Raw genomic sequence first — 21930 nt, forward strand, 5'->3', positions numbered from 1 at the left:
TTCAGGCCGGTGCGAAGGCTTCGCCCAGCGACTTCTCGAGCGGCCGGTACAACTCGGGCATGAACATAGTGCGCGACAGCAGCAGCCGCGCGCGCGGTGCCACCAGCACGCGCAGCCGCGCGCCCTGGCGCACATGGGCCGACACCACGGGCTGGCCGTCTTCCGAGAAGGTCATGATCAGGTCGGGAAAGCGCGCGATGCGCTCGCCGCCCTGCGCCAGCAGCATGTACTCGTTGATGAAGCGCAGCGTGGTGCCGGCCGCATCGTCGAGCTCGACCACGCCGACGTCCAGCCCTTCCTGCTGCTCGCAGCGGTAGCTGCGCACCGTGCCCTCGGCCACGAGGCGCCCGTCGAGCGAACGGGCCACGGCATCGACGCCGCCGTCGAGAAAGGTCTGGCCCAGCGCGATGGCGTGGCTGATGGCGCCCGGTGCGCCGTGCTGGCGCGCATAGCCCACGGTCACGGGGTTGCGCGCCACGGCCACGAGGCCGCCCGCCTCCACCGAGGCGCGGCGCACCACGGCCGAGGTCTGCTCGAGCCGGCCCGACACCACGCCTTCGACGTAGCGATGCGGCTCGCCGCCCGCGTAGGCCTGCACCGAGAGGTAATCGGGCTCGGTGTGCAGGCCCAACGCGCCCATCACGCTCGAGGGGTGGGCACGGCCGTTGCACGCGAGGTCGATCACGGGCAGGCCGGTCATGGCGGCATGGAACCAGCCGTTGACCGTGGTCTCGGCGCCGTTCTCGTTGGCATGCAGCGCGACCAGCTTCTGGCCCGCCGGCAGCTCGCACCGCAGCAGCTCCAGCGTGCGCAGCAGGTGCGCCGGCTGCACATGCGGGTCGGGCGCGGCCGGCGCGCCCACGAGGGCCATGGTGGCGGTGAGCGCGCCCTCGTCGAACTCGTCGACGCTCCACAGCTGCGGCGTGCCGACCTGCAGCGCCAGCCGCGCGGCGCGCTCGCCGGCCGCGATGAGCCCGCCGCCCCCGCCGCCGAGGATGGCGCCGCCCCAGATGGCCGCGCGGACGTCGTCGCTGGTCAGATTGCGTTTCATGGATTCGATTCCTGTGTGTGTGATGAAAGGAAAGAAGGAGAACTACTTGCGCAGGCTCTTCACCGCGCCCGAGAAGAAGCTGTACAGCGCATCGCCCGCGATCACGCCGCCGGCGAACACCTCGAGCCGTTCGCGCGCAGCGGCGCCGAGCACGGCATGCACCGCGAGCCGGCAGGCGATGCCGGCCGCGACCATCCAGCCGGCCATCGGGCTGGCGATGAGCAGGCCGGTGGCGAACAGCACACCGAGTTGCTGGCGCGGGCCGCCCGCCAGCTGCAGCAGCGCGCCGGGCACGGCCCACAGCGCGAGGTTGCGCGCGGTCTCGCCCGAGATGCCGGCCTTGATCGCGGCCACGTAGGCGGCGTTGATCGGCGCGGTCTGGTGGTTGGCGAAGAACAGCGGGTAGGCGCAGGCCACCACCACGATCGCCACACCGAAGCCGACCATGCCGGCGATCATCTGTTCGCGCCGGCCTTCGAGTTCGAAGGCCGAGCCCGAGGCCTCGCCGCGCAGCAGGTGGCCGGCCTTGAGGTCGTAGCCCATGTCGGCAAAGGCCGGGCCGGTGGCGGCCGAGAAGCCGGCCAGCACCACCAGAGCCTCGGGCGGAAAACCGATCAGGATGCCCAGCAGCAAAGAGATCAGCGCCACCGCGAAGGCCGGGAACCAGCCCGAGTGCATGGCCGCGATGCCCACGATGAGCTCGTGCACGAAGGCCGCGAAGGTGCCGTACACGATGAACAGGGCCAGCATGCCCGGCGACATGCCGGTGTAGATGCCGGTGCCCGCGCACAGCAGCACCATGATCGCGAGGTAGCCCGCGCCGCCCAGCTTGAGCGAGCGGCCGAGCACGCTGGCGCCGCGCGCCTCGGCCAGCGCCTCTGTCGTCGCGGCGGTGCTGTCGGTGTCGGCCGCGCGCCCGTGCTTCTTCAGCACCACGCGCGCCACCTGCACCAGCGCGACGAGACCGGCGCCGATCATCATCCCGTGCGGCACATAGCGCGTGCCGATGTCGAAGCCGAACAGCGGCGCCGAGTAGCCGCGCACCAGCAGCCCGATGCCGAAGGCGGTCATGGCGCCGAGCCCGCCGATCAGCGCCACGCCGAAGGCCGACATCGGCAGCTTGAACACCGCGCCCGCCACGCCGGTGGCCAGCCCGCCCAGCAGCAGCCAGGCCTGCTTGCCGCCGCCGTCGCCCGCCTTGATGGCCTCGGCCGCGGCGATGCCCAGCGGCCACGGGTTCTTCGCCGGGAAGGCCGGCGTGTCGAACATGCGGTACAGCAGCCACGCATCGAGCAGCATCGCCAGGCTCACACCGACGAGCATCGGCACCACCATCTGCGGCAGGCCGAACAGGAAGGGAATGCCGATCGGCAGGAACAGGCTGTTGGCCGCGCCGAAGGTGGCCGATGAAATGCTCGTCTGCGCCAGGTTCTGCGCATGCACCGAGCGGAAGCCCCGGAACATGGCCAGCGGCACGCGCGCCAGCGTCATGGCCGCGAGCGCGCCGATCAGCGAGGTGCTCGGCGTGATGCCCAGGCTGGCCAGCATCTGGATGCCGACGATGGCGCCGAACACGCTCAGCACCACCGTGAGGATCAGGTTGGCGGGCGCGAGCGCCTTGGGATGCAGCGCGGCCGGCGGCAACGCGGTGTGCCCGGCGCCCTTGTCTTCCAGCGGCGCGACGGCGGTCACTTCATGGTGCATGGTCATTCCTTGTTAGTTCCATATTTTGGAACCATGTCCAATAAACTTGGACTGAATGATAAAACCGTACTTTCGGCTGTCAAGCGGGCGTTCACCCGGGTCGGCCGAAAAGACGCACCGGCGCCGAACCTATGATTCCCACCCCAACCTACCGAACACGATGAGCACCCTTGCCAACGCCATGGACGTCCTGAAGCTGATCGCGCGGCTGCGCCGCGACATCACGGTGACGGACGTCGTGACCGAGCTGGGCCTGCCCAAGAGCTCGGCCTCCCGCACGCTGAGCATGATGGCCGGCTACGGCTTCCTGGACCGCGACGCGGCCACGCGCGCCTACCGCCCGGGCGGCGTGATCATGGAAGCCTCGTACCACTTCCGCGCCTCGCGCAACACGGCCTCGCTGGTCGAGGAGGCGCTCGACGCGCTGGTGCGCGAGACGGGTTACACGGGCTACATCAACGTGCTCGATGGGGCCGACACGCTCGTGATCCAGATGCGCACCGGCGCCGGCGCGCTGCAGATCTACACGCCGCCGGGCAGCCGCGCACCCGCCTATTCCAGCGCCATGGGCCGCGCCCTGCTGGCCCGGCTGGACGACGACGAAGTGGGCGCCCTGATCGGCAGCCGGCTCGACCAGGGCCGCGGCCACGCACCGAAGACACGCAAGGACCTGCTCGCGCGCCTGGCCGTGATCCGCGACACCGGCTGGGCCCTGTCGCGCGGCGAGTACGTGACCAACGTGGCGGGCATCTCGTCGGCGGTGCTCGACCCCGCCACGCGCCAGACCTACGCCTTCGGCATCGCGTTGCCCGCGGAGCAGCTGTCGGAGGCGCTGGTGGAACGCTTCGGCGCCACCGTGCGCGATGCCGCCAGCAGCGTGGGCAAGCGCGTGGGCGATCCGTACTGGCTGGGCTTCGGAGCGACGATGCCGACCTGAGCACCGCGCCGGCGCCAGCCGCACGCCCCGCCGCGTTCGCCGCTGCGGGGCTTTTTTTCGCCTGCCGCACCGTGAGGCGCCTCGGTGCGCGGGGTGCGCCAAGGCGGTGCTTCCGGGCGCCCAAACGCCCTTTCCAGAAGCCTCCAACCACCATTTCGGCTGGCATGCAATCTGCTAATACCCTGAGCAGATATTTTTCATATCTTACTAATATATTTAAAAACCAAGCCTTCAAGCCCTGGTTTCGACCGCTGTCCGCAGCGCCCTTTTCTTCTTTTTTTCGAGGTACGCACCCATGAGCAATCCCCGCTGGCAAGGCATCTTCCCCGCCATCACCACCAAGTTCCACGCCGACGAAAGCATCGACGCCGAGGGCACCGCCCGCCACATCGACTTCCAGATCCGCAACGGCATCCACGGCCTCGTCACCTGCGGCTCGCTGGGCGAAGCCAGCACGCTGACGCTGGAAGAAAAGCTGCAGGTCGCGAAGATCGCCCTGGAAGCCGCCGACGGCCGCATCCCCGTGCTGGCCAACGTGTCGGAGACCAGCACCCGCGAAGCCCTGCGCTACGTGGACGGTGCCAACAAGCTGGGCGTGGCCGGCTACATGGTCATGCCCTCGGTGATCTACGTGGCCGACGCGCGTGAAGCCATGCTCAACGTGCGCACCATCGCCAACGCAGCCCAGAAACCCATCATGGTCTACAACAACCCGGTGGCCTACCGCGTGGACCTCAAGCCCCAGCACATGGTCGAGCTGGCCGATTGCGAATGGATCGCCGCCATCAAGGAAAGCACCGACGACATCCGCCGCATCACCGACCTGCGCAACACGGTGGGCGACCGCTACCAGCTGTTCCTGGGCGTGGACGACCTGGCCTACGAAGGCCTGGCGCTGGGCTGCGACGGCCTGCTGGCCGGTGTGGGCTGCGCCTTCCCGCGCGAGACGGTGGCGCTGTACGACCTGATGAAGGCCGGCAAATTCGCAGAGGCCCTGAAGCTCTACCAGTGGATGACGCCGATGCTGCACCTGGACGTGTCGACCAAGCTGGTGCAGAACCTCAAGCTCATCGACCTGCTGGTCGGCGTGGGCACCGAGCACATGCGCCGCCCGCGCCTGCCGCTCATCGGCGAGGAGCGCGCCTTCATCGAGAAGGTCGTCGCCAAGGCGCTGGCCACGCGGCCCGCGCAGTACCAGTCGGTCATGTAATCGCCGCACGCACGACGCACCGCAAGGCCCAGAACACCATGCAAGAAAACGCCTTGAAAGGAAGCGGCGGCCTGTCCCGCCGCGTGCTCGACGCGTCGGACCTCGTCCTGCGCTGCGAGCGCCACCTGCTCAGCAGCCTCATGGGGCTGCTCATCGTGCTGGTGCTGCTGAACGTGGTCACGCGCTACGGCGGCTTTCCGCTGTACTGGGTGGACGAGGCCTCGGTGTACTGCGTGGTCTGGCTCACCTTCATCGGGGCGTCGGCGATGACGCGGCTGCGGCTGGACTTTGCGGTGACCCTGCTCACCGACAAGCTCGGTACCCGGGCCGCGCGCATCGCCAAGGCCAGTGCCTCGGGCGGCGTGCTGCTGCTCGGGCTGGCCCTGCTCGCGATGTGCTGGCTGTGGATGGACCCGGCCGGCATCGTGCGCCACGGCTTCGACGCGAAGGAGTTCGCGGCCGAGAGCTTCAACTTTCTCTACACCGAGCGCACGCAGACGCTCGACTGGCCGACGTGGGTGGTGCAGCTCATCCTGCCGATCTTCGCGCTCACCCTCAGCGTGCATGCGCTGGCCAACCTCTTCGAAGACCTCGGCCTGCAGCCCAAGCGCACGCACGACGAGTTCCATGTCGCCAACGCGGACGCCGTGAACTGAAATGCTGACCTCTGCCTTCTTCCTGCTGATCATGCTGGTCGGCGTGCCGATCGGTGCCTGCCTGTGCCTGTCGGGCATCGTCTACATCCTCAACTCGGGCGACACGGTGCTGTTCCAGTCGTTCCCGGTGCAGATGTTCGGCGGCGTCGACAGCTACAGCCTCATCGCGATTCCGCTGTTCATCCTCATCGGCGAGATCATGAACGGCGGCGGCATCACGCGCCGCCTCGTCGACCTCGCGCTCGCCTTCATCGGCTCGGTGAAGGGGGGTCTCGCATACGTGAACATCCTGGCGAACATGCTGGTGTCGTCGATCATCGGCTCGGCCACCGCGCAGGTGGCGATCATGAGCCAGATCATGGTGCCCGAGATGGAGAAGCAGGGCTACGACAAGACCTTCGCGGCCGGCATCACGGTGTACGGCGGCATGCTCGGCCCGATCATTCCGCCCTCGGTGATGTTCGTGGTGTACAGCGTGCTCGCGCAGGTGGCGGTGGGCGACATGCTCATCGCGGGGATCATCCCCGGCGTGATCCTCACGGTGCTGTTCTTCATCGTGATCGCCGGCATGGGCGTGATCTACAACTACCCGCGCACCGAGAAGCGCACCGCCCGCCAGCGGCTGCACACGATCCTCACGGCCTGCCCGACGCTGCTCATTCCCATCGTGATCGTCGGCTCGATCCTCGGCGGCCTGGCCAACCCCACCGAATCGGCGGCGGTGGGCGCGGTGGCGGCGGTGCTGGTGGGGCGCTACGTGACCAAGGAATTCCGCTTCGCGATGATTCCGCAGATCCTGCTGAAGTCGGCGATCTACTCGGCGGTGGTGCTGTTCCTGGTGGCGGCGGCCGCGGTGTTCTCGTGGCTGCTCATCTACGGCAAGGTGCCGCAGGCCACGGCCGCGTGGATACAGACCGTGGCGAAGGACCCGATCGCCTTCCTGCTGCTGGTGAACGTGATCCTGCTGGTGATCGGCACCGTGATCGACGGCATTCCCGGTCTCATCATGACCGTGCCGATCCTCTTGCCCATCGCGACGGAAATCTACGGCATCGACCCGCGCCACTTCGGCGTGGTGGTGGTCATCAACCTCGTGCTCGGGCTGATGACGCCGCCGGTGGGGCTGAGCTTCTTCGTGGCGTCGGCGGTGACCGGGGCCAAGCCCGGAAAGATGTTCATCGTCACGCTGCCCTTCTTCCTGATCTGCTGCGTGGCGCTGGTGCTGCTGTCGCTGTTCCCGAGTCTTTCTCTCGCGCTCATCAAGTAAGCGCTGATCCGCGTTCCCGTTCCTTCACCTCACCCCACAGGAGCTTCGCATGCCCCTCTCCCGCCGCCAGTTCGTCCAGGCCGCCGCCGGCACCGCCGCCGCGTCGACCGCCCTCTTCGGCACCGTGTCGCGTGCCGCCGCCGCCAAGGAATTCCGCCTGGGCCTCATCACGCCCGCGGGGCACTCGTGGAACCGCGCCGCGGTGAGCTTCGGCGAGGCACTGAAGAAGGCCACCGACGGCCGCCTGAGCGCCACGGTGTTCCACTCGGGCCAGCTCGGCAACGAGTCGGCCATGATGCAGCAGCTGCAGTCGGGCGCGCTCGACATGGGCTGGATCCAGGCGGCCGAACTCGGCTCGCGCGTGGCGAGCGTGGCGGCCATCAACGCACCGTACCTCGTGCGTTCGACCACCAACGTCGCCTCGCTCGTGCGCACGCCCGCGGCGCTCAAGCTGCTCGACGTGCTGCCGCGCGAGACCGGCACCATCGGCCTGGGCTGGGGCATCACCGGCATGCGCGTGGTGTTCGCCACCAAGGACATCGCCTCGCCCACCGACCTGAAGGGCATGAAGCTGCGCATCAACCCCACGCCGGTGTACCGCGACTTCTACCAGCTGCTGGGCGCCGCGCCCACGCCCATTCCCACGCCGGGCGTGTTCGACGCGATGTCCAACGGCCAGGTCGACGGGCTCGAAGCCGACATCGAGTTCTCGTGGAACCAGCGCTTCGACCGCGTCTCGAAAACGCTGCTGCCGATGAACGCGCTGTTCATGCCCTTCGCCCCGCTGGTGTCGGGCCGCATCTGGCAGACGCTCGACGCGAAAGACAAGGCGCTCATCACCGACCTCGTGAAGCAGCAGCTCGACGCGCAGATCAAGGACATCGTGACCACCGAGCTGGGCCTCATCGACAAGTTCAAGGCCAGCGGCATCGCGATCAAGAATGCCAGCAACTACAACCCCGCGCCGGTCATCGCCGAATTCGACAAGGTCTGGCTGCCCAAGGCGCCGCAGATCGCCGAGCTGCGCAAGATCGGCGCCGCGCTCTGACGGCGGTCCACGGCCCGGATTCCCAGGCGCGGTGCACGCCGCACACGCCCTGGGCGGGCCACGCACCTCGGTGATTCACCGGAAGGGTTCGCACCAATCGCGTGCGGGCACCGTTTTTGCTTGAATGCCGAAGCATTCACCTTCACGGAACCCGCATGAACAAGCGTCAACTGATCCAGTCCTTCCTCGCCGCCTCGGCCCTCAGCTTCGGCCTGTCTTCGGCCATGGCCCAGAGCCCGACGCCGATCAAGTTCCAGCTCGACTGGCGTTGCGAAGGACCGGCCGCGCTGTTCCTGCATCCCGCGGCCAAGGGCTACTTCAAGGCCGCCGGCCTGGACGTGACCATCGACGCCGGCAACGGCTCGGGCGGCACCGTGACGCGCGTGGCCTCGGGCGCCTACGACATGGGCTTTGCCGACCTCGCGGCGCTGATGGAGTTCCACGCCAACAACCCCGACAGCCCGAACAAGCCGGTCGCCGTGATGATGGTCTACAACAACACGCCGGCCTCGGTCATGGCACTCAAGAAGAGCGGCATCACCAAGCCGGCCGACCTCGCCGGCAAGAAGCTGGGCGCGCCGGTGTTCGACGCCGGCCGCCGCGCGTTCCCGATCTTCGCCAAGGCCAACAACATCGGCGCCGTGAACTGGACCGCCATGGACCCGACGCTGCGCGAGACCATGCTGGTGCGCGGCGACATCGACGCCATCACGGGCTTCACCTTCACCTCGCTGCTCAACCTGGAGGCGCGCGGCGCCAAGGCGGCCGACGTGGTGATCCTGCCCTACCCCGACTACGGTGTGAAGCTGTACGGCAACGTGATCATCGCCTCGCCCAAGCTGCTCAAGGACAACCCGGCGGCGGTGAAGAAGTTCCTTTCGGCCTTCGCCAAGGGCGCCAAGGAAGTCATCGCCAACCCGGCGTTGGGCATCGAGTCGGTGAAGGCGCGCGACGGCATCATCGACAGCAAGCTCGAGACGCGCCGCCTGCAGCTGGCGATCGACACCGTCATCAACAGCGCCGACGCGCGCACCGACGGCTTCGGTGCCGTCAACGCGGGCCGCATGTCGCTCATGGCCTCGCAGGTCTCGGACGCCTTCAACACCAAGACGCGCGTGAGCCCCGACGCCGTGTGGACCGCGGCCCTGCTCCCGCCCGCGGCCGAGCTCAGCGGAATCCTGCGCAAGTGATGGCGGCCGGCGCAACGACACCCGACGCGGCCGCCCCCTTCGTCGATTTCCAGGACGTCTGGCTCGCCTACAACGAAGAGCTGCTGCGCGCCAACCACTTCGCGGTCGAGGCCATCGACCTGAAGGTGACGCGCGGCGAGTTCATCGCCATCGTCGGCCCCTCGGGCTGCGGCAAGTCGACCTTCATGAAGCTCACCACGGGGCTGAAGATGCCCTCGATGGGCAAGATCCGCATCGACGGCCAGCCCGTGACCGGGCCGCTGAAGATCTCGGGCATGGCCTTCCAGGCGCCCTCGCTGCTGCCGTGGCGCACCACGGTCGACAACGTGCTGCTGCCGCTGGAAATCGTCGAGCCCTACCGCTCGAACTTCAAGGCCAAGCGCAAGGAATACGAAGAGCGCGCCCGCCGCCTGCTGCAGAAGGTGGGCCTGGGCGGCTACGAGGACAAGTTTCCGTGGCAGCTCTCGGGCGGCATGCAGCAGCGCGCGAGCATCTGCCGCGCGCTCATCCACGAGCCCAAGATGCTGCTGCTGGACGAGCCCTTCGGCGCGCTCGACGCGTTCACGCGCGAAGAGCTGTGGTGCATCCTGCGCGACCTGTGGACCGAGCAGCAGTTCAACGTGATCCTGGTCACGCACGACCTGCGCGAGTCGGTGTTCCTGGCCGACACGGTGTACGTGATGAGCAAGAGCCCGGGACGCTTCGTGGTGAAGCGCGAGATCGACCTGCCGCGCCCGCGCGAGCTGGAGCTGACCTACACCAAGGAGTTCACCGACATCGTGCTCGAGTTGCGCGGCCACATCGGCGCCATCCGCGGCAACGCCACCACAACCTCCGCCGCGGCGGCGGCAGCGCACTGAGGAGGCGGCGATGAAAAACAGCAAACAACTCGAGCGCTGGTCGCCGTGGCTGCTGCTCGTGGCGGTGCTCCTGCTGTGGCAGGTGATCTGCGCGGGCTTCGGCGTGTCGGACTTCATCTTTCCGAGCCCGCTGCGCATCTGGGAGCAGTTCTGGGAGTTCAAGGAAATCATCGCGGGCCACGCGTGGCGCACCTTCTGGGTCACGATGGCAGGCTTCGGCCTGGCGATCGTGGTGGGCGTGCTGCTGGGCTTCGTGATCGGCAGCTCGCGCCTGGCCTATGCGGCGATCTACCCGCTGATGACGGCCTTCAACGCCCTGCCCAAGGCGGCCTTCGTGCCGATCCTGGTCGTGTGGTTCGGCATCGGCATCGGGCCGGCGATCCTCACGGCGTTCCTGATCAGCTTCTTCCCGATCATGGTGAACATCGCGACCGGCCTGGCCACGCTCGAGCCCGAGCTGGAAGACGTGCTGCGCGTGCTGGGCGCCAAGCGCTGGGACGTGCTCATCAAGATCGGCCTGCCGCGCTCCATGCCCTACTTCTTCGGCTCGCTGAAGGTGGCGATCACGCTGGCTTTCGTCGGCACCACAGTGTCGGAGATGACCGCCGCCAACGAGGGCATCGGCTACCTGCTGATCTCGGCCGGTTCGGCCATGCAGATGGGCCTGGCCTTCGCGGGGCTGATGGTGGTGGGCGCGATGGCGATGATCATGTATGAGCTGTTCAGCCTCATCGAGAAACACACGACAGGCTGGGCACACCGCGGCTCGCAGAACGCATAAATAATGGGGGCATGACCCCCGAACAGATCACCCGCGCGTTGCGTCGCGCCGACGCCGTGGCACGACGCGCCATGGCCATGGGCCGCCACCCCTTCGGCGCCGTGCTCGTCGCACCCGACGGCGAGACCATCCTCGCCGAGCAGGGCAACATCGACACGGTGCACCACGCGGAGGCCACGCTCGCGCGCCACGCGGCGCAGAACTGGCCGCCCGAGTACCTGTGGCAGTGCACGCTGGTGACCACCTTCGAGCCCTGCGCCATGTGCGCGGGCACGAGCTACTGGGCCAACATCGGGCGCGTGGTGTACGGCGCGGAAGAATCGGCGCTGCTCGCCCTCACCGGCGACCACCCCGAGAACCCCACGCTGAGCCTGCCCTGCCGCGAGGTCTTCGCACGCGGACAGAAACCCGTCGAGGTGATCGGCCCCGTGCCCGAGGTGGCCGACGAGATGATCGCCACGCACCGGGGGTTCTGGGAATCGCGCTAGTGGACCCGCAGGGCGTGTTCGCGCCTTACCTGGCACGTTGGCATCTCACACCCGACGGCGAGGCCTTCACCTCGCTGAGCGGCACGCTGCTGCCCGTGCGCCAGCAGGGCGTGGCGGCCATGCTCAAGGTGTCGCACGAGGCCGAGGAGCAGGCGGGCAGCCTGTTGATGGCTTGGTGGAACGGCGATGGCGCCGCCCCCGTGCTGGCCCATAGCGACGAGGCCTTGTTGATGGTGCGCGCACAGGGCACGGCCTCGCTCGCGCAGCTGGTTTACGAAGGCCGCGACGACGAGGCCACGCGCATCCTGTGCGCCGCCGCCGCGCGCCTGCATGCCCCGCGCCACACGCCACCGCCCCCGACGCTGGTGCCGCTCGCGCGCTGGTTCGAATCGCTGTGGGCCGGCGCGGCCACGCACGGCGGCGTCTTCGACCACAGCGCACACACCGCACGCGAGCTGCTGGCCGCGCCGCGCGATGGGGTCGTGCTGCATGGCGACATCCACCACGGCAACGTGCTCGACTTCGGCCCGGCCGGCTGGCTCGCCATCGACCCCAAGGGCCTGCACGGCGAGCGCGGCTTCGACCACGCGAACATCCTGTGCAACCCGGACGGCGAGAGTGCATTAGCGCCCGGGCGCTTCGCGCGTCGCATCGAGGTCATCGCGGAGGCCACGGGCATCGAGCGGCTGCGATTGCTGCAATGGGTGCTGGCGTGGGCCGGGCTGTCGTCGGTGTGGATGCTGGAAGATGGCGAAGCGCCTGGGAGCACGCTGGAGGTGGCGAAGCTGGCGGCCGCGGCGCTCGGGATCGCCGGCTAGATTCGGACGCATGTCTCGCCCTCACTCCTACCTCGATGTCCTCGCGCGGGTTCTGGCGCTGCCGGTGTCGGAAGGCCTTGCGTCTTCTGACGAGCGCTTTCATGCGGCATCGGCGGGTGCGGACACGCTGATCGTCGACGTCGAGAAGCGCCGCTACCACCGCGTGCCCGATGCGCGTCCTCTGAGCTTTGAAGACGCGACGCAGGACGGCGTCACGCAGGCCGCGCTGCAGCTTGAACACCGCGATGGCATCCGCACGATCGCGCTGGCCGCGCAGGACGACAGCTTCTGGACACCGCTGCCCGATCCGCGCGTGATCGGCCTGCCGCGCATCGTGCAGCGGCACGACACGGCGTGGACGTCTCCGGCACCGCCACCTTCAGATGCTCCCCAACGGACCCGTCTCACCGACTGGCTGGCATCGCTGGTCGCGCTGGCGGTGCTGGCCTTCTTTGCCGCCTTCGGGTTCAACGCACTGCGCTGGTCGTTGGAAGGAGGCTGGAACCTGCTGTGGCTGCTGGTGGGGCTGCCGGTGTTTCCGGTCTTCACCGTGCTGACACTGTCGACCGCCTACGGCTTTTTCCGAACTGCGGTGCCACCGCGCCAGGCCCTGAACGCGATCGATGTCAGTCGCGACGAGCGCTTTCGCATCGGCGAACCCCTGGCGTTTCGCGTGGATGCCACGGTGCCAGCGTCAGTGGGCGATCAACCCGCGGAACCGCCGCCCCAAGTCTTCGCTCGCTTGGTCGTCCAGACGGTGAACGACAAGGAGGATGGCAGTTGGTCGGTGAACGATTGGGCGTGGGACGCGGACCCCGCCGACTGCGTTTCATCGACGCTCACCGGCACAGGTGAACGCCACGTGCACTATGCCGGCACCGTGACGGCATCGCGCAACATGCCGCGCAAGGCACAGGAGCGCTGGCACCTGACGTTGTCCGCCAACCAGGAAGCGGGAACCGAGCCGTTCTATGTCACCAGCCTCGCCACGCCGCCCTTGATCACGCCCCACCGGATGGTGCAACCGCCGGATCGCCTGGCACAGCTCAATGCCCTGCTGCACGGCGAGGAGCTTGCGTTGGTCCGCACGGCCTACGGCAGAAAAAACAGCAAGGCATTCTTCGAAGACTTCGCGTCGGAGGATATCCAGGCCGTGTTCACGGTCGACGTCGAGGCGCTGGTGGACCACGCGATGGCCGCTGGCTGGCACGAAGGCAAGATCAAGACCGAGCGGGTCGGCGGCGACAGCACCCTCTACCTGCTGAAGGAAGGTCCCGCCTACAAGGTGATGTTCACCGAACGCTGGTGGACCGAGTCACTGTACGAGTCGACCGATCTGCGCAGCACCGTGGCACGCTACCTCGTGGCAACCAACCTCTTTGTCCGACGCCTGCCGGGCGCGCAAGCGCTGGAGATTCCAGCGCCCTACAGCGACATGAGGCCCGACTCAGCCCCGTCGGTTTCCGCGACCGACGAGACGCCTCCTCAATCCAGCCGCAGCGACGCCTCATCCCGCCAATAAGCCACCGCCGCCAGCCACCCTTCCCACACGCACCCATTGCAGCCGCGCCCGCAGCAGGTGGTGGGCTCGGGCGGCGGCGCACGCATCGCCACCCCTTCGGCTTCGAGCATCGCCTGCACGCGCGCGATCAGCGCTTGCGCGCCGGCAAGGTTCGTGGGTTCGGGCAGCCGGTCGATGGCGTTCATGGCGGGCGGGTCTTCTTCAGGCCTCGAGGTTCATCAGTTCGAGCCGCATCTTCGCGCCGCCCGATTCGCTCGAGCCGATGCTCAGCTGGCCGCGATGCAGCCGCGCCACCTCGGCCACGAGGTGCAGGCCCAGCCCGGCGCCGCGCCCGCGCGGCACGAGCCGGTGGAACGGCGCCACCACGCGCTCGCGGTCGGCCTCGGGAATGCCGGGGCCCGAGTCGCGCACCTCGATGCACGAGGGCTCGCACAGCCGCACCTGGATGTCGCAGCCCGGCCCGCCGTGCTCGATGGCGTTCTGGATCAGGTTGGTGAGCGCGCGCTCGAGCGAGGGCGCATCGCCGCGCACCGTGAGCGGTTGCGGCGCATCGACCGACAGCGTGCAGCGGCTGCGGATGGCGAGCGGCGCGATGTCGGCCGCCACGCGCTCGCACAGCGACTTCAGCTCCACTTGCTGATCGAGCGACAGGCCGTGGTCGAGGCGCTGCAGGTCGAGCAGCTGCTCGGCCAGCGTGGCCAGCCGCGCCGAGGCCTGCATGAGCTTCATCTTCAGCGGGTCGTTGGGCAGGCCTTCGAGGTGGATCTGCAGCGTGGTGATCGGCGTGCGCAGCTCGTGCGCGGCATCGGCCAGGAAGCGCTCCTGCCGGTCGTAGCCTTCGTTGAGCCGGTCGAAGGCGCGATTGACCGCGTTGACCAGCGGACGAATCTCGCTGGCCACGTTGGCCAGCGGCAGGCGCGTGGTGCGCTCGTGCACGTCGATGCCCTCGGCATGCTCCGCCGTGGCCACCACGCCCTTCAGGCCGCGCTTCACAACGAACGGCGTCGCCAGGATCACGCCCAGGCAAGTGACGAGCGCCATCGGCGCCACCAGGAACAGGAAGGCGATGCCGGTGCCCTTGAGCGTGTTCTCCACCGTGAGCGGACCGCCGGTCTGCGCCATCACGGCCACCGGGCCGGCGCGCGATTCGATGCGCTCGAAGCGGGCCTTGGGGCGGGTGCCGTCGCTCTCGGGGTCGATGGCCACGCGCTCGGTGTCGTCGAGCGCGTCGAGCAGTCGCAGGTAGGCGGGCGGCACCTCGCCGTGGCGCAGCTGCACGCCGCGCGGGTCGCGCACGATGAACCAGAACTGCGGGTCGGCCTTCTGCAGCCGCCGCAGCGCGCTCGTGGGCTCGACCACCAGCTGGCCATCGGCGCCGCGCATCAAGGCGCGCTGGATGGCCGCCACCGTCTCGTGGCCGGTCTCGTCGACCACGCGGCCCAACGCCCACGCCAGTCCGAGGAAGCCGCCCATCACCAGCAGGCCGACCACCACCTGCAAGAGGATCAGGCTCCAGATCAGCCGCCAGCGCAGCGAAAGCAAGCTGAGGCTCATGCCGACTGCGGCGCGCACATCAGGTAGCCCACCCCACGGATCGCATGGATCTCGACCTGCGCACCCGCCTTGTCGAGCTTGGAGCGCAGGCGCGAGACGTGCGTGTCGAGCGCGTTCGACTGGATGTCGTCCTTGTGGCCGTACACGCGGTCTTGCAGCGCCTCGCGCAGCACGGTGCGGCCGCGGTGTTCGAGCAGCGTCTCGAGCACCAGCAGCTCGCGCCGCGGCAGCGTGAGGCAGGCCTCGCCCACATGGGCCTGGCGCGTGTGGTGGTCGAAGCGCAGCTGCCCGAGCGTCATGATGAAGTTGGCGCGCACCGCGGGGCGGCGTGCCAGCGCACGCACACGGGCCAGCAGCTCGTCCATCGAGAAGGGCTTGGCCAGGTAGTCGTCGGCGCCGCCGTCCAGGCTCAGCACGCGCTCGGCCACGTCGGTCATGGCGGTGAGCACGAGCACGGCGCAGGCGATGTGGTTCTGCGCAAGGAACGCGACGAGCGAGAGGCCGTCGCCGTCGGGCAGGCCGCGGTCGAGCACGACCACGTCGTAGGGCGCGCCGAGCGCGGCCTCCTCGGCCGCGCGCAGCGAGCTCGCCACATCGACCACCGCCTGGTTCTGGCGCAGCGCCGACGCGAGCGCCTGCGCCAGGTCGGCTTCGTCTTCGACAAGCAGGATTCTCATGGGGGGATGGGGAGAGACCGGACAGGCGGGTGATTCTAGAGAGCCCCACATGAGGTAACGCAATGTTCACGCAATGCATGCGCCTACGCTGTGGCGCTTCCCTCTCCTGAAAGCGCACCGGTGACGCTGCCCTCCCGCCCGAACCCCGCCGCCCTCCCCGTCACGCCCTGGCACCTGGCGCTGGGGCAGCGCTTCGCCACGCTGTGGGTCGTGAAGATGATCGGCACCACGCTCGGCATCTCGGGCTTCTTCGTCCTGTACTTCTGGGTGATGCACCACCCGCCCTCGGTGCCCACGGTGATGCCGCTCACCGCGATCGACCACTGGGTGGAGGTGAGCGACGACGCGATGCTGCTGTACAGCTCGCTGTGGTTCTATATCTCGCTCGCGCCGGCCTTCACGAAAAACAAGGCCGAGCTGTGGGCCTGCGCGCGCGGGGCCGCACTCATGGCGGCCATCGGCCTGGCGGTGTTCTGGTGTTTTCCGACGGTGGTGCCGAGCTTTGCGATCGACTGGTCGCAGTACCCGGCGCTGCAGTTCCTCAAGAGCGCCGATGCGGGCGGCAATGCCTTCCCGTCGCTGCACGTGGCCTTCGCCGTGTTCGCTGCCGTGTGGCTCGGCCGCCAGCTGCGCAGCGTGCAGGCGCCCGCGTGGACGCAATGGGTGAACGTGCTGTGGGCCGCGGGGATCGTCTATTCGACGCTGGCCACGCGCCAGCACGTGCTGCTCGACGTGCTCGGCGGTGTGCTGCTGGCGGGCCTGGTGTGCTGGCGTCGCGCGCCGCGTGCCCGCTTGGTGCTGGCCGAGGCGTGAGCGCCGTCGGTTACCAGAAGATCCAGAGGGCGAGGCCGCCGAAGATCGTCCACTTGACCAGGTAGTACGCGCGCTTGTCCCAGGCCTTCAGCCGCTTGCCGATCACGCGGATCTGGTAGATGTACTTGAAGGCGCGGTTCAGGCCGCCCGTCTTGTCGCCTGCGTCGTTGGGCGAGGCGGCGGCGGCCAGCAGGTTCTTGGCGAACCAGCGGTTCACGGCGCTGGCCCAGCGGTACTTCAGCGGACGCTCGATGTCGCAGAACAGGATCACGCGGTCGTGGTCGGTGGTGTTCTCGGCGTAGTGGATGTAGGTCTCGTCGAACACCACGGCCTCGCCGTCGCGCCAGTGGTAGCGCTGGCCGTCGACGTCGATGTAGCAGCCTTCGACGCCCGGCGTCCACAGGCCCAGGTGGTAACGCAGCGAACCGGCGAACGGGTCGCGGTGGCGCACGAGGCGGCTGCCCGGGGGCAGTTCGGCGAACATCGCGGCCTTGATGGTGCCGATGCCCTTGAGCAGCTCGGTGGTGCGCGGGCACAGCACGGCGGCCGAAGGATGCGCATCGTCGTACCACTTCAGGTAGAAGCGCTTCCAGCCGCTCTTGAAGAAGGAGTTGAAGCCCACGTCGTTGAACTGGCTCGAGGCCTTGATGCTGCCGCCGTTGCGCATGGCCAGCGCTTCTTCGCGGATCACTTCCCAGTTTTCCTCGAGGATGCGCATCTCGGGGAACTGCGCGGGCGACAGGTACGGCGTACCGGGCACCTTCGAGAAAAGGTACATGAAGACGTTCAGCGGCGCCAGGAAGGTCGAGTGATCAGAGAGCTGTCTGAAGAACTTGTGCCGGACCTGGCCGCGGAAGTGAACGTAGAGTGCGCTGAGCACGAAGATGGCAAGAATGACCCACTTCATTGGTGAAAGTGTCCTGTAGACGAGCGCCGGGGGAGCCGGCTAGTGTAAATCCTTGCCCCGGAACAGGCCCGGCCGGGGCCTTTTCCCCCGGGCTCAGGCGCCGACGAGCAAGGGCTGCGGCACATCGGCCTGCGCCAGCGGCAGCCGCACCGTGGCCAGCAGGCCGCCGCCCGGGGCCTCCCCCAGCACCGCGTCGCCGCCGTGCCGGTCAACCACCGACTTGACGATGGCCAGGCCCAGACCGCTGCCGCTTTGCGTCTGGTCGGGGTTGCGGAAGAAGCGGTCGAACACGCGCTCGCGCAGCGCGGGCGGAATGCCCGGGCCCGTGTCGGCCACGGTCAGCAGCGCCCGCGCGCCCTCGCGCGCCACGTGCACCGTCACGGTGGCGCCGCAGGGGCTGTACTTGATCGCGTTGTCGATCAGGTTGTCGATCATCGAGACCAGGCTCTCGCGCTCGCCGAGCACCGGCACGGCGTCGTCGCACACCAGTTCGAGCTCCACGCCGCGCGCACGCGCCAGGCCCTCGATCATGGCCAGCCGGTCCTGCACCAGCCCGTCGAGCGACAACATCACGGGCAGCGCATTGGTGGCGACCGCGTCGCTGCGCATGAGCTGCAGCAGCTGCCCCACCAGCCGGGCCGCGCGGTCGTTGCTGCGCAGCAGGTTGGCCATGAGTTCGCGCTGGCCTTCGTCGCTGCTCTGCTCCTTCAGCGCCTCGACGTTCACGCGCATGGCCGCCAGCGGCGTGCGCAGCTCGTGCGCCGCATCGGCGATCAGGCTGCGCTCGCGCGTGGTGCTGTCGCGCACCCGCAGCAGCAGGCTGTTGATGCTCTGCACCATCGGCTTGAGCTCCTTGTGCGGCGGCGTGTACGACAGCGGCGTCAGGTCGTCGGGGCCGCGCTCGGCGGTCTCGCGGCTCACCTGGCGCCACGGACGCAGCGCCAGCCGCACCGACAGCCAGGCCGGAAAGACAAGGAACGGCAGGCTGATCACCAGCGGCAGCAGGTAGTAGCCGCGCGACAGCACGGTGACGGCCAGCCGCCACACGCTGGGCTCGGCCAGCACCACGCGGGTGTCGGCGATGGGCGAGGCCATCGTGCGCGCGCGCCACTCGCGGCCGCCCGCGACCACGGTCTCGTTGCGGTCGGGCACCGAGTTCAGCAGCACGGGCACGCCGGCGCGCGAGTTGTAGATCAGCTTGCCGTGCTGCCACACCTGCATGACCGCCAGGGCTTCGTTGGTTTCGTCGCCGTCGCTGAGCGCCTCGATGAGCGCGGCGTCGAAGGCCTCGAGTGCCTCTCGTTGCCGCTCGGGTTGGTCCTCCAGCTTCTGCGCGATGGAGATCGCCGCCTTGAAGATGCTGGTGAACCGGAGCAGCCCCGGGTCCTTGTACGAGTCGTACAGCAGCAGCCCCACGGCCGAGGTCCACAGCAGCGCGACCACGGCCATCTGCGCCACCAGCAGGCGGCGCATCAGGGACGGCTGGTTCCAGTTCTTCCAGCCGCGCGCCAGCTGGCGCATCATTTCGACGGGCTCCGCACCAGCGACTGGGTGTCGATCACATAGCCGATGCCGCGCACCGTGCGGATGTAGCCCTGCCCGATCTTCTTGCGCAGGTTGGAGATGTGCACCTCGAGCGAGTTGCTGCCGTTGGCCTGGCCGCCGGGCAGCACCTGCTCTTCCATCACGCGGCGCGTGACCACGCGGCCGGTGCGCTTGAGCAGGAGCGCCAGCAGGTCGAACTCGCAGCGCGACAGCTCCACCGGCTCGCCGTCGACGATCACGCCGCGCGTGGGTTCGTGCAGCGCCAGGCCGCGCATGCGGATGGTCTCGTCGTTGAAGCCGTAGCTGCGCCGCGCCAGGGCCCGCACGCGCGACAGCAGCTCGGCCAGCGCGAAGGGCTTCACGAGGTAGTCGTCGGCGCCGTCGTCCAGGCTGCGCAGGCGGTCGTTGAGCGCGTCGCGCGCGCTCAGCACCAGCACCGGCAGGATCTGGCGGGTGCGGCGCAGGCGCAGCAGCAGGTCGAGCCCGTCGCCGTCGGGCAGGCCCAGGTCGAGCAGCACCATGTCGAAGGCGCCGTTGCCGAGGGTGCGCAAGGCGTCGTCGAGCCGGCGGACCCACACCACGTCCAGGCCCTGGTTGGCGAGCGCAATGCGCACGCCGTTGCCAAGATCAAGATCGTCCTCAACAAGCAAAAGATTCATGGGAAGGATTCCAAGCGAACAAGCCCGGTTCCGGGAAGTGGCCGAAGTATCTGCCACACCCCGTCGTTGCGCTTCAGGAAGCCTTCATGAAGGCTGCAGGGCTTCTTCAGGCGGCGTGCCCACACTGCAAGGCTCCTGTTTTCCTCTTCATGCCTGGAGCCCCGACGTGCCTCGCCCCTGTCTTTCCACGGTCCGCCCGCACTGGGCGAACCCGCTTCATTTCCAGCGCCGCGACCTGCTGCGCGCCGTGCTCCTGGGCAGCGCGGCCGGGCTGGCCGCTTGCGGCGGCGGCGGTGGCGGCGGCAACGCCGGCCCCACTCCCATCGGCAACGACCTTCCCGTGGCGGCCACCGACCGCCGCGTGAAAGTGTCGACCACGCCCGACGTCTCGCTGCAGGTGCGCGACTGGCAGCACAGCGACGACGGCGGTCCCGTGCTCGTGCTGCTCGCCGGCCTGGGCGGCAACGCGCGCTGCTTCGACAGCCTGGCGCCCGCGCTGGTCGCGGCCGGCGCCGCCTCGCGCGTGCTGGCGGTGAGCCGGCGCGGCTACGGCCTGTCGGACAAGCCGCTGCCGGTGAAGAGCGCCACGCAGCATTACGAGGTCGACACGCTGGTCGACGACCTGGCCGCGCTGTGCGATGCGCTCGGCCTCACGCGCGTGGTGCTCGGCGGCCACTCGATCGCGGGCAACGAGCTCACGCGCTTCGCGGGCCGCTTTCCCGAGCGGGTGCGCGGCCTGGTGTACCTCGATACCACCTTCGACTACACGAAGGACGCCGACACCGGCGGCGAAGACCCGCCGCTGAACCGCCGGCTCGACGAACCTGCGCCCACGCCCGACGACGGCCGCTCGATGAAGGCGGCCACTGCGTACCTGCGACGCAAGTCCAAGAACTGGTGGCCCGCGCTCGAAGCCAACCTGCGCGACGCGCTCGACGAGCTGGCCGACGGCAGCGTGCGCCCCAACACGCCCGACGCCGTGGAAACTGCGATGGACACCGCGGCCCACCGCTTCTCGCCCGACTACCGGCCGGTGCGCGCGCCGGCGCTGGTGGTGACCGCGCTGCCGTTCGACCAGCGCGACCTGTTCCCCTGGCTCGAACGGCCGCTGGACGCGCAGACCGGCCAGGACGCCGCCGACTTCCTGCGCATCTTCCGCCGCGTGCGCCGCGCCGACGCCGACCGCCTCGCGGCCGCGCTGCAGACCTCGCACCGGCTCACGCTGGACCACTGCAACCACACCGACTTCTTCATGGAACGCGAGGCCGAGGTGGTGCGCGCGATCCAGTCGATGCGCTGGGCCTGATCCTTACTTGCGCAGCAGCTTGATCAGCGCCGCCAGTTCCTCGCCGCCGAGCCCCGCCGCATCGGCGCGCTGGAAAAGGCCCGCGGCAAAGGCCGGGAACTCGGAGTTGATGCCGGCCTCTTGCGCGGTCTGCAGGATGCGCTGCGTGGCCTCGACCGAAATGCGCATCGGGCTCTGCGTGATCGCGAAGTCGCCCGACTGAATCACCGCGCCCTCGTGCTGAAGAAAGCCCGCGAAGGTCGGCATGATGCCCGCCACGATGCGGCCGAACTCGGCCACGTCGAAGCCTTCGTGCTCGGCGATGCGCGCACCGTGCAGGAAGCCGAGCATCGTGCCGTAGATGCTGGACAGCGTGGCGAGGTCCATGGCCGCGGCCGCGCTGGCTTTCTCGCCGAGGTAGACGATGCCGCCGGCCAGCACCTTCAGCAAGGGCTCGGCCTCGGTGAACACGGCCTGCGCACCCGACACCAGCAGCGGCGTGTCGGGCCGGCCCATCTGGTCCGGTGCGGCCTGGATCGCGCCTTCGAGGTAGGCGGCGCCGTGGCGGTGCGCCCAGGCCTCGGCTTCGCGCGCGTCCTTCGGGCTGCCGGTGGTGAGCTGTGCGAGCAGGCGGCCGTCCATGGCGGCGGCCACGCCGTCCATCGCGAAGATCGCGTCGGCGGCGCGGTAGTCGTACACGCACATCACGGCCATGCGACTCGCGCGCAAGGCCTCGGCCGCGCTGCGCGCCAGCACGGCGCCGCGGGCGACCAACGCGTCGGCCTTGTCGGCCGTGCGGTTCCACAGCGTGACCTTGTAGCCCTGGTCGAGAAAGAGCCGCGCGATGACGACGCCCATGGCGCCCAGGCCCAGAACCGAAACTTCCTTGTTGGTGTTGCTCATGGCAATCCGATGCAGTGGTGGTTGATGACGCCTGCATGGTAGAAATTACACTTCC

At 68.8% G+C, this 21930-nt stretch carries 22 protein-coding genes; 13 read left to right on the top strand and 9 right to left on the bottom strand.

The window, feature by feature from the left end; genetic code table 11:
* Window position 1 precedes the first annotated feature (1 nt).
* Complete coding sequence (locus FFI97_RS16925; protein ID WP_139702031.1) at window positions 2-1051, bottom strand: DUF917 family protein; 1050 nt, start codon at window positions 1049-1051, stop codon at window positions 2-4.
* A 42-nt stretch (window positions 1052-1093) separates the two neighbouring features.
* On the bottom strand, window positions 1094-2755 hold the full coding sequence (locus FFI97_RS16930; RefSeq protein ID WP_139702030.1) for an OPT/YSL family transporter: 1662 nt from the start codon (window positions 2753-2755) through the stop codon (window positions 1094-1096).
* Between the two features lie 160 nt (window positions 2756-2915).
* Here FFI97_RS16930 and FFI97_RS16935 point away from each other — a divergent pair, with 160 nt between their 5' ends.
* From FFI97_RS16935 to FFI97_RS16985, 11 genes are all read left to right on the top strand, one after another.
* The gene (locus tag FFI97_RS16935) at window positions 2916-3692 is read left to right on the top strand and encodes an IclR family transcriptional regulator (protein WP_139702029.1); all 777 of its coding nucleotides are present in this window, start codon (window positions 2916-2918) and stop codon (window positions 3690-3692) included.
* Window positions 3693-3987: 295 nt separating this feature from the next.
* Window positions 3988-4902, top strand: a complete 915-nt coding sequence (locus tag FFI97_RS16940; RefSeq protein ID WP_062473360.1) for a dihydrodipicolinate synthase family protein — start codon at window positions 3988-3990, stop codon at window positions 4900-4902.
* A gap of 38 nt (window positions 4903-4940) precedes the next feature.
* Window positions 4941-5558, top strand: coding sequence for a TRAP transporter small permease (locus FFI97_RS16945; protein ID WP_062473359.1), 618 nt, complete (start codon window positions 4941-4943; stop codon window positions 5556-5558).
* A 1-nt stretch (window position 5559) separates the two neighbouring features.
* On the top strand, window positions 5560-6825 hold the full coding sequence (locus FFI97_RS16950; protein WP_062473357.1) for a TRAP transporter large permease: 1266 nt from the start codon (window positions 5560-5562) through the stop codon (window positions 6823-6825).
* Window positions 6826-6874: 49 nt separating this feature from the next.
* Window positions 6875-7873, top strand: a complete 999-nt coding sequence (locus FFI97_RS16955) for a TRAP transporter substrate-binding protein (RefSeq protein WP_139702028.1) — start codon at window positions 6875-6877, stop codon at window positions 7871-7873.
* A gap of 155 nt (window positions 7874-8028) precedes the next feature.
* Window positions 8029-9063 (top strand): ABC transporter substrate-binding protein, encoded by a 1035-nt coding sequence (locus tag FFI97_RS16960; RefSeq protein WP_139702027.1) that lies wholly within the window; start codon window positions 8029-8031, stop codon window positions 9061-9063.
* Window positions 9063-9923 (top strand): ABC transporter ATP-binding protein, encoded by an 861-nt coding sequence (locus FFI97_RS16965; protein ID WP_095950868.1) that lies wholly within the window; start codon window positions 9063-9065, stop codon window positions 9921-9923. The genes FFI97_RS16960 and FFI97_RS16965 overlap by 1 nt, the downstream gene beginning before the upstream one ends.
* 10 nt (window positions 9924-9933) lie before the next feature.
* The gene (locus FFI97_RS16970) at window positions 9934-10704 is read left to right on the top strand and encodes an ABC transporter permease (protein WP_139702026.1); all 771 of its coding nucleotides are present in this window, start codon (window positions 9934-9936) and stop codon (window positions 10702-10704) included.
* Between the two features lie 11 nt (window positions 10705-10715).
* Entirely contained in the window at window positions 10716-11192 is a 477-nt protein-coding gene (locus FFI97_RS16975) for a nucleoside deaminase (RefSeq protein ID WP_139702025.1), read from the top strand.
* A 14-nt stretch (window positions 11193-11206) separates the two neighbouring features.
* Window positions 11207-12010, top strand: a complete 804-nt coding sequence (locus FFI97_RS16980; protein WP_139702024.1) for an aminoglycoside phosphotransferase family protein — start codon at window positions 11207-11209, stop codon at window positions 12008-12010.
* Window positions 12011-12020: 10 nt separating this feature from the next.
* Complete coding sequence (locus FFI97_RS16985; RefSeq protein ID WP_139702023.1) at window positions 12021-13532, top strand: hypothetical protein; 1512 nt, start codon at window positions 12021-12023, stop codon at window positions 13530-13532.
* On the opposite strand, the gene FFI97_RS16990 is transcribed toward FFI97_RS16985, so the two are convergent.
* The 3 genes from FFI97_RS16990 to FFI97_RS17000 are packed head-to-tail and all read right to left on the bottom strand — an operon-like array spanning window position 13496 to window position 15763.
* Window positions 13496-13717, bottom strand: coding sequence for an oxidoreductase-like domain-containing protein (locus FFI97_RS16990; protein WP_070062383.1), 222 nt, complete (start codon window positions 13715-13717; stop codon window positions 13496-13498). The genes FFI97_RS16985 and FFI97_RS16990 overlap by 37 nt on opposite strands.
* 16 nt (window positions 13718-13733) lie before the next feature.
* Window positions 13734-15086, bottom strand: a complete 1353-nt coding sequence (locus FFI97_RS16995) for a sensor histidine kinase (protein ID WP_062473387.1) — start codon at window positions 15084-15086, stop codon at window positions 13734-13736.
* Window positions 15083-15763 carry a response regulator transcription factor gene (locus FFI97_RS17000; protein WP_062473345.1) on the bottom strand — a complete coding sequence of 227 codons (681 nt, stop codon included), beginning with the start codon at window positions 15761-15763 and terminating at the stop codon, window positions 15083-15085. Before FFI97_RS17000 ends, FFI97_RS16995 begins: the two co-directional genes overlap by 4 nt.
* Window positions 15764-15883: 120 nt before the next feature.
* Between FFI97_RS17000 and FFI97_RS17005 the strand changes: the two genes are divergently transcribed.
* Window positions 15884-16576: a phosphatase PAP2 family protein gene (locus FFI97_RS17005; RefSeq protein ID WP_260685036.1), complete on the top strand. Its 693-nt coding sequence runs from the start codon at window positions 15884-15886 to the stop codon at window positions 16574-16576.
* A 10-nt stretch (window positions 16577-16586) separates the two neighbouring features.
* Here FFI97_RS17005 and lpxO read toward each other — a convergent pair whose 3' ends face one another.
* From lpxO to FFI97_RS17020, 3 genes are all read right to left on the bottom strand, one after another.
* Complete coding sequence (lpxO, locus tag FFI97_RS17010) at window positions 16587-17483, bottom strand: lipid A hydroxylase LpxO (RefSeq protein WP_095746352.1); 897 nt, start codon at window positions 17481-17483, stop codon at window positions 16587-16589.
* A 93-nt stretch (window positions 17484-17576) separates the two neighbouring features.
* On the bottom strand, window positions 17577-19007 hold the full coding sequence (locus tag FFI97_RS17015) for a sensor histidine kinase (protein ID WP_070062381.1): 1431 nt from the start codon (window positions 19005-19007) through the stop codon (window positions 17577-17579).
* Window positions 19004-19687 carry a response regulator gene (locus FFI97_RS17020; protein WP_139702022.1) on the bottom strand — a complete coding sequence of 228 codons (684 nt, stop codon included), beginning with the start codon at window positions 19685-19687 and terminating at the stop codon, window positions 19004-19006. The genes FFI97_RS17015 and FFI97_RS17020 overlap by 4 nt, the downstream gene beginning before the upstream one ends.
* Window positions 19688-19853: 166 nt before the next feature.
* On the opposite strand from FFI97_RS17020, the gene FFI97_RS17025 reads away from it, so the two are divergent.
* The gene (locus tag FFI97_RS17025; RefSeq protein ID WP_185993652.1) at window positions 19854-20993 is read left to right on the top strand and encodes an alpha/beta fold hydrolase; all 1140 of its coding nucleotides are present in this window, start codon (window positions 19854-19856) and stop codon (window positions 20991-20993) included.
* Between the two features lie 3 nt (window positions 20994-20996).
* On the opposite strand, the gene FFI97_RS17030 is transcribed toward FFI97_RS17025, so the two are convergent.
* A complete protein-coding gene (locus tag FFI97_RS17030; protein WP_139702020.1) occupies window positions 20997-21875 on the bottom strand; it encodes an NAD(P)-dependent oxidoreductase in 879 nt (292 codons plus the stop codon).
* Between the last annotated feature and the right edge of the window lie 55 nt (window positions 21876-21930).

The organism is Variovorax sp. KBS0712, assembly GCF_006323185.2.
GTDB lineage: Bacteria > Pseudomonadota > Gammaproteobacteria > Burkholderiales > Burkholderiaceae_C > Variovorax > Variovorax boronicumulans.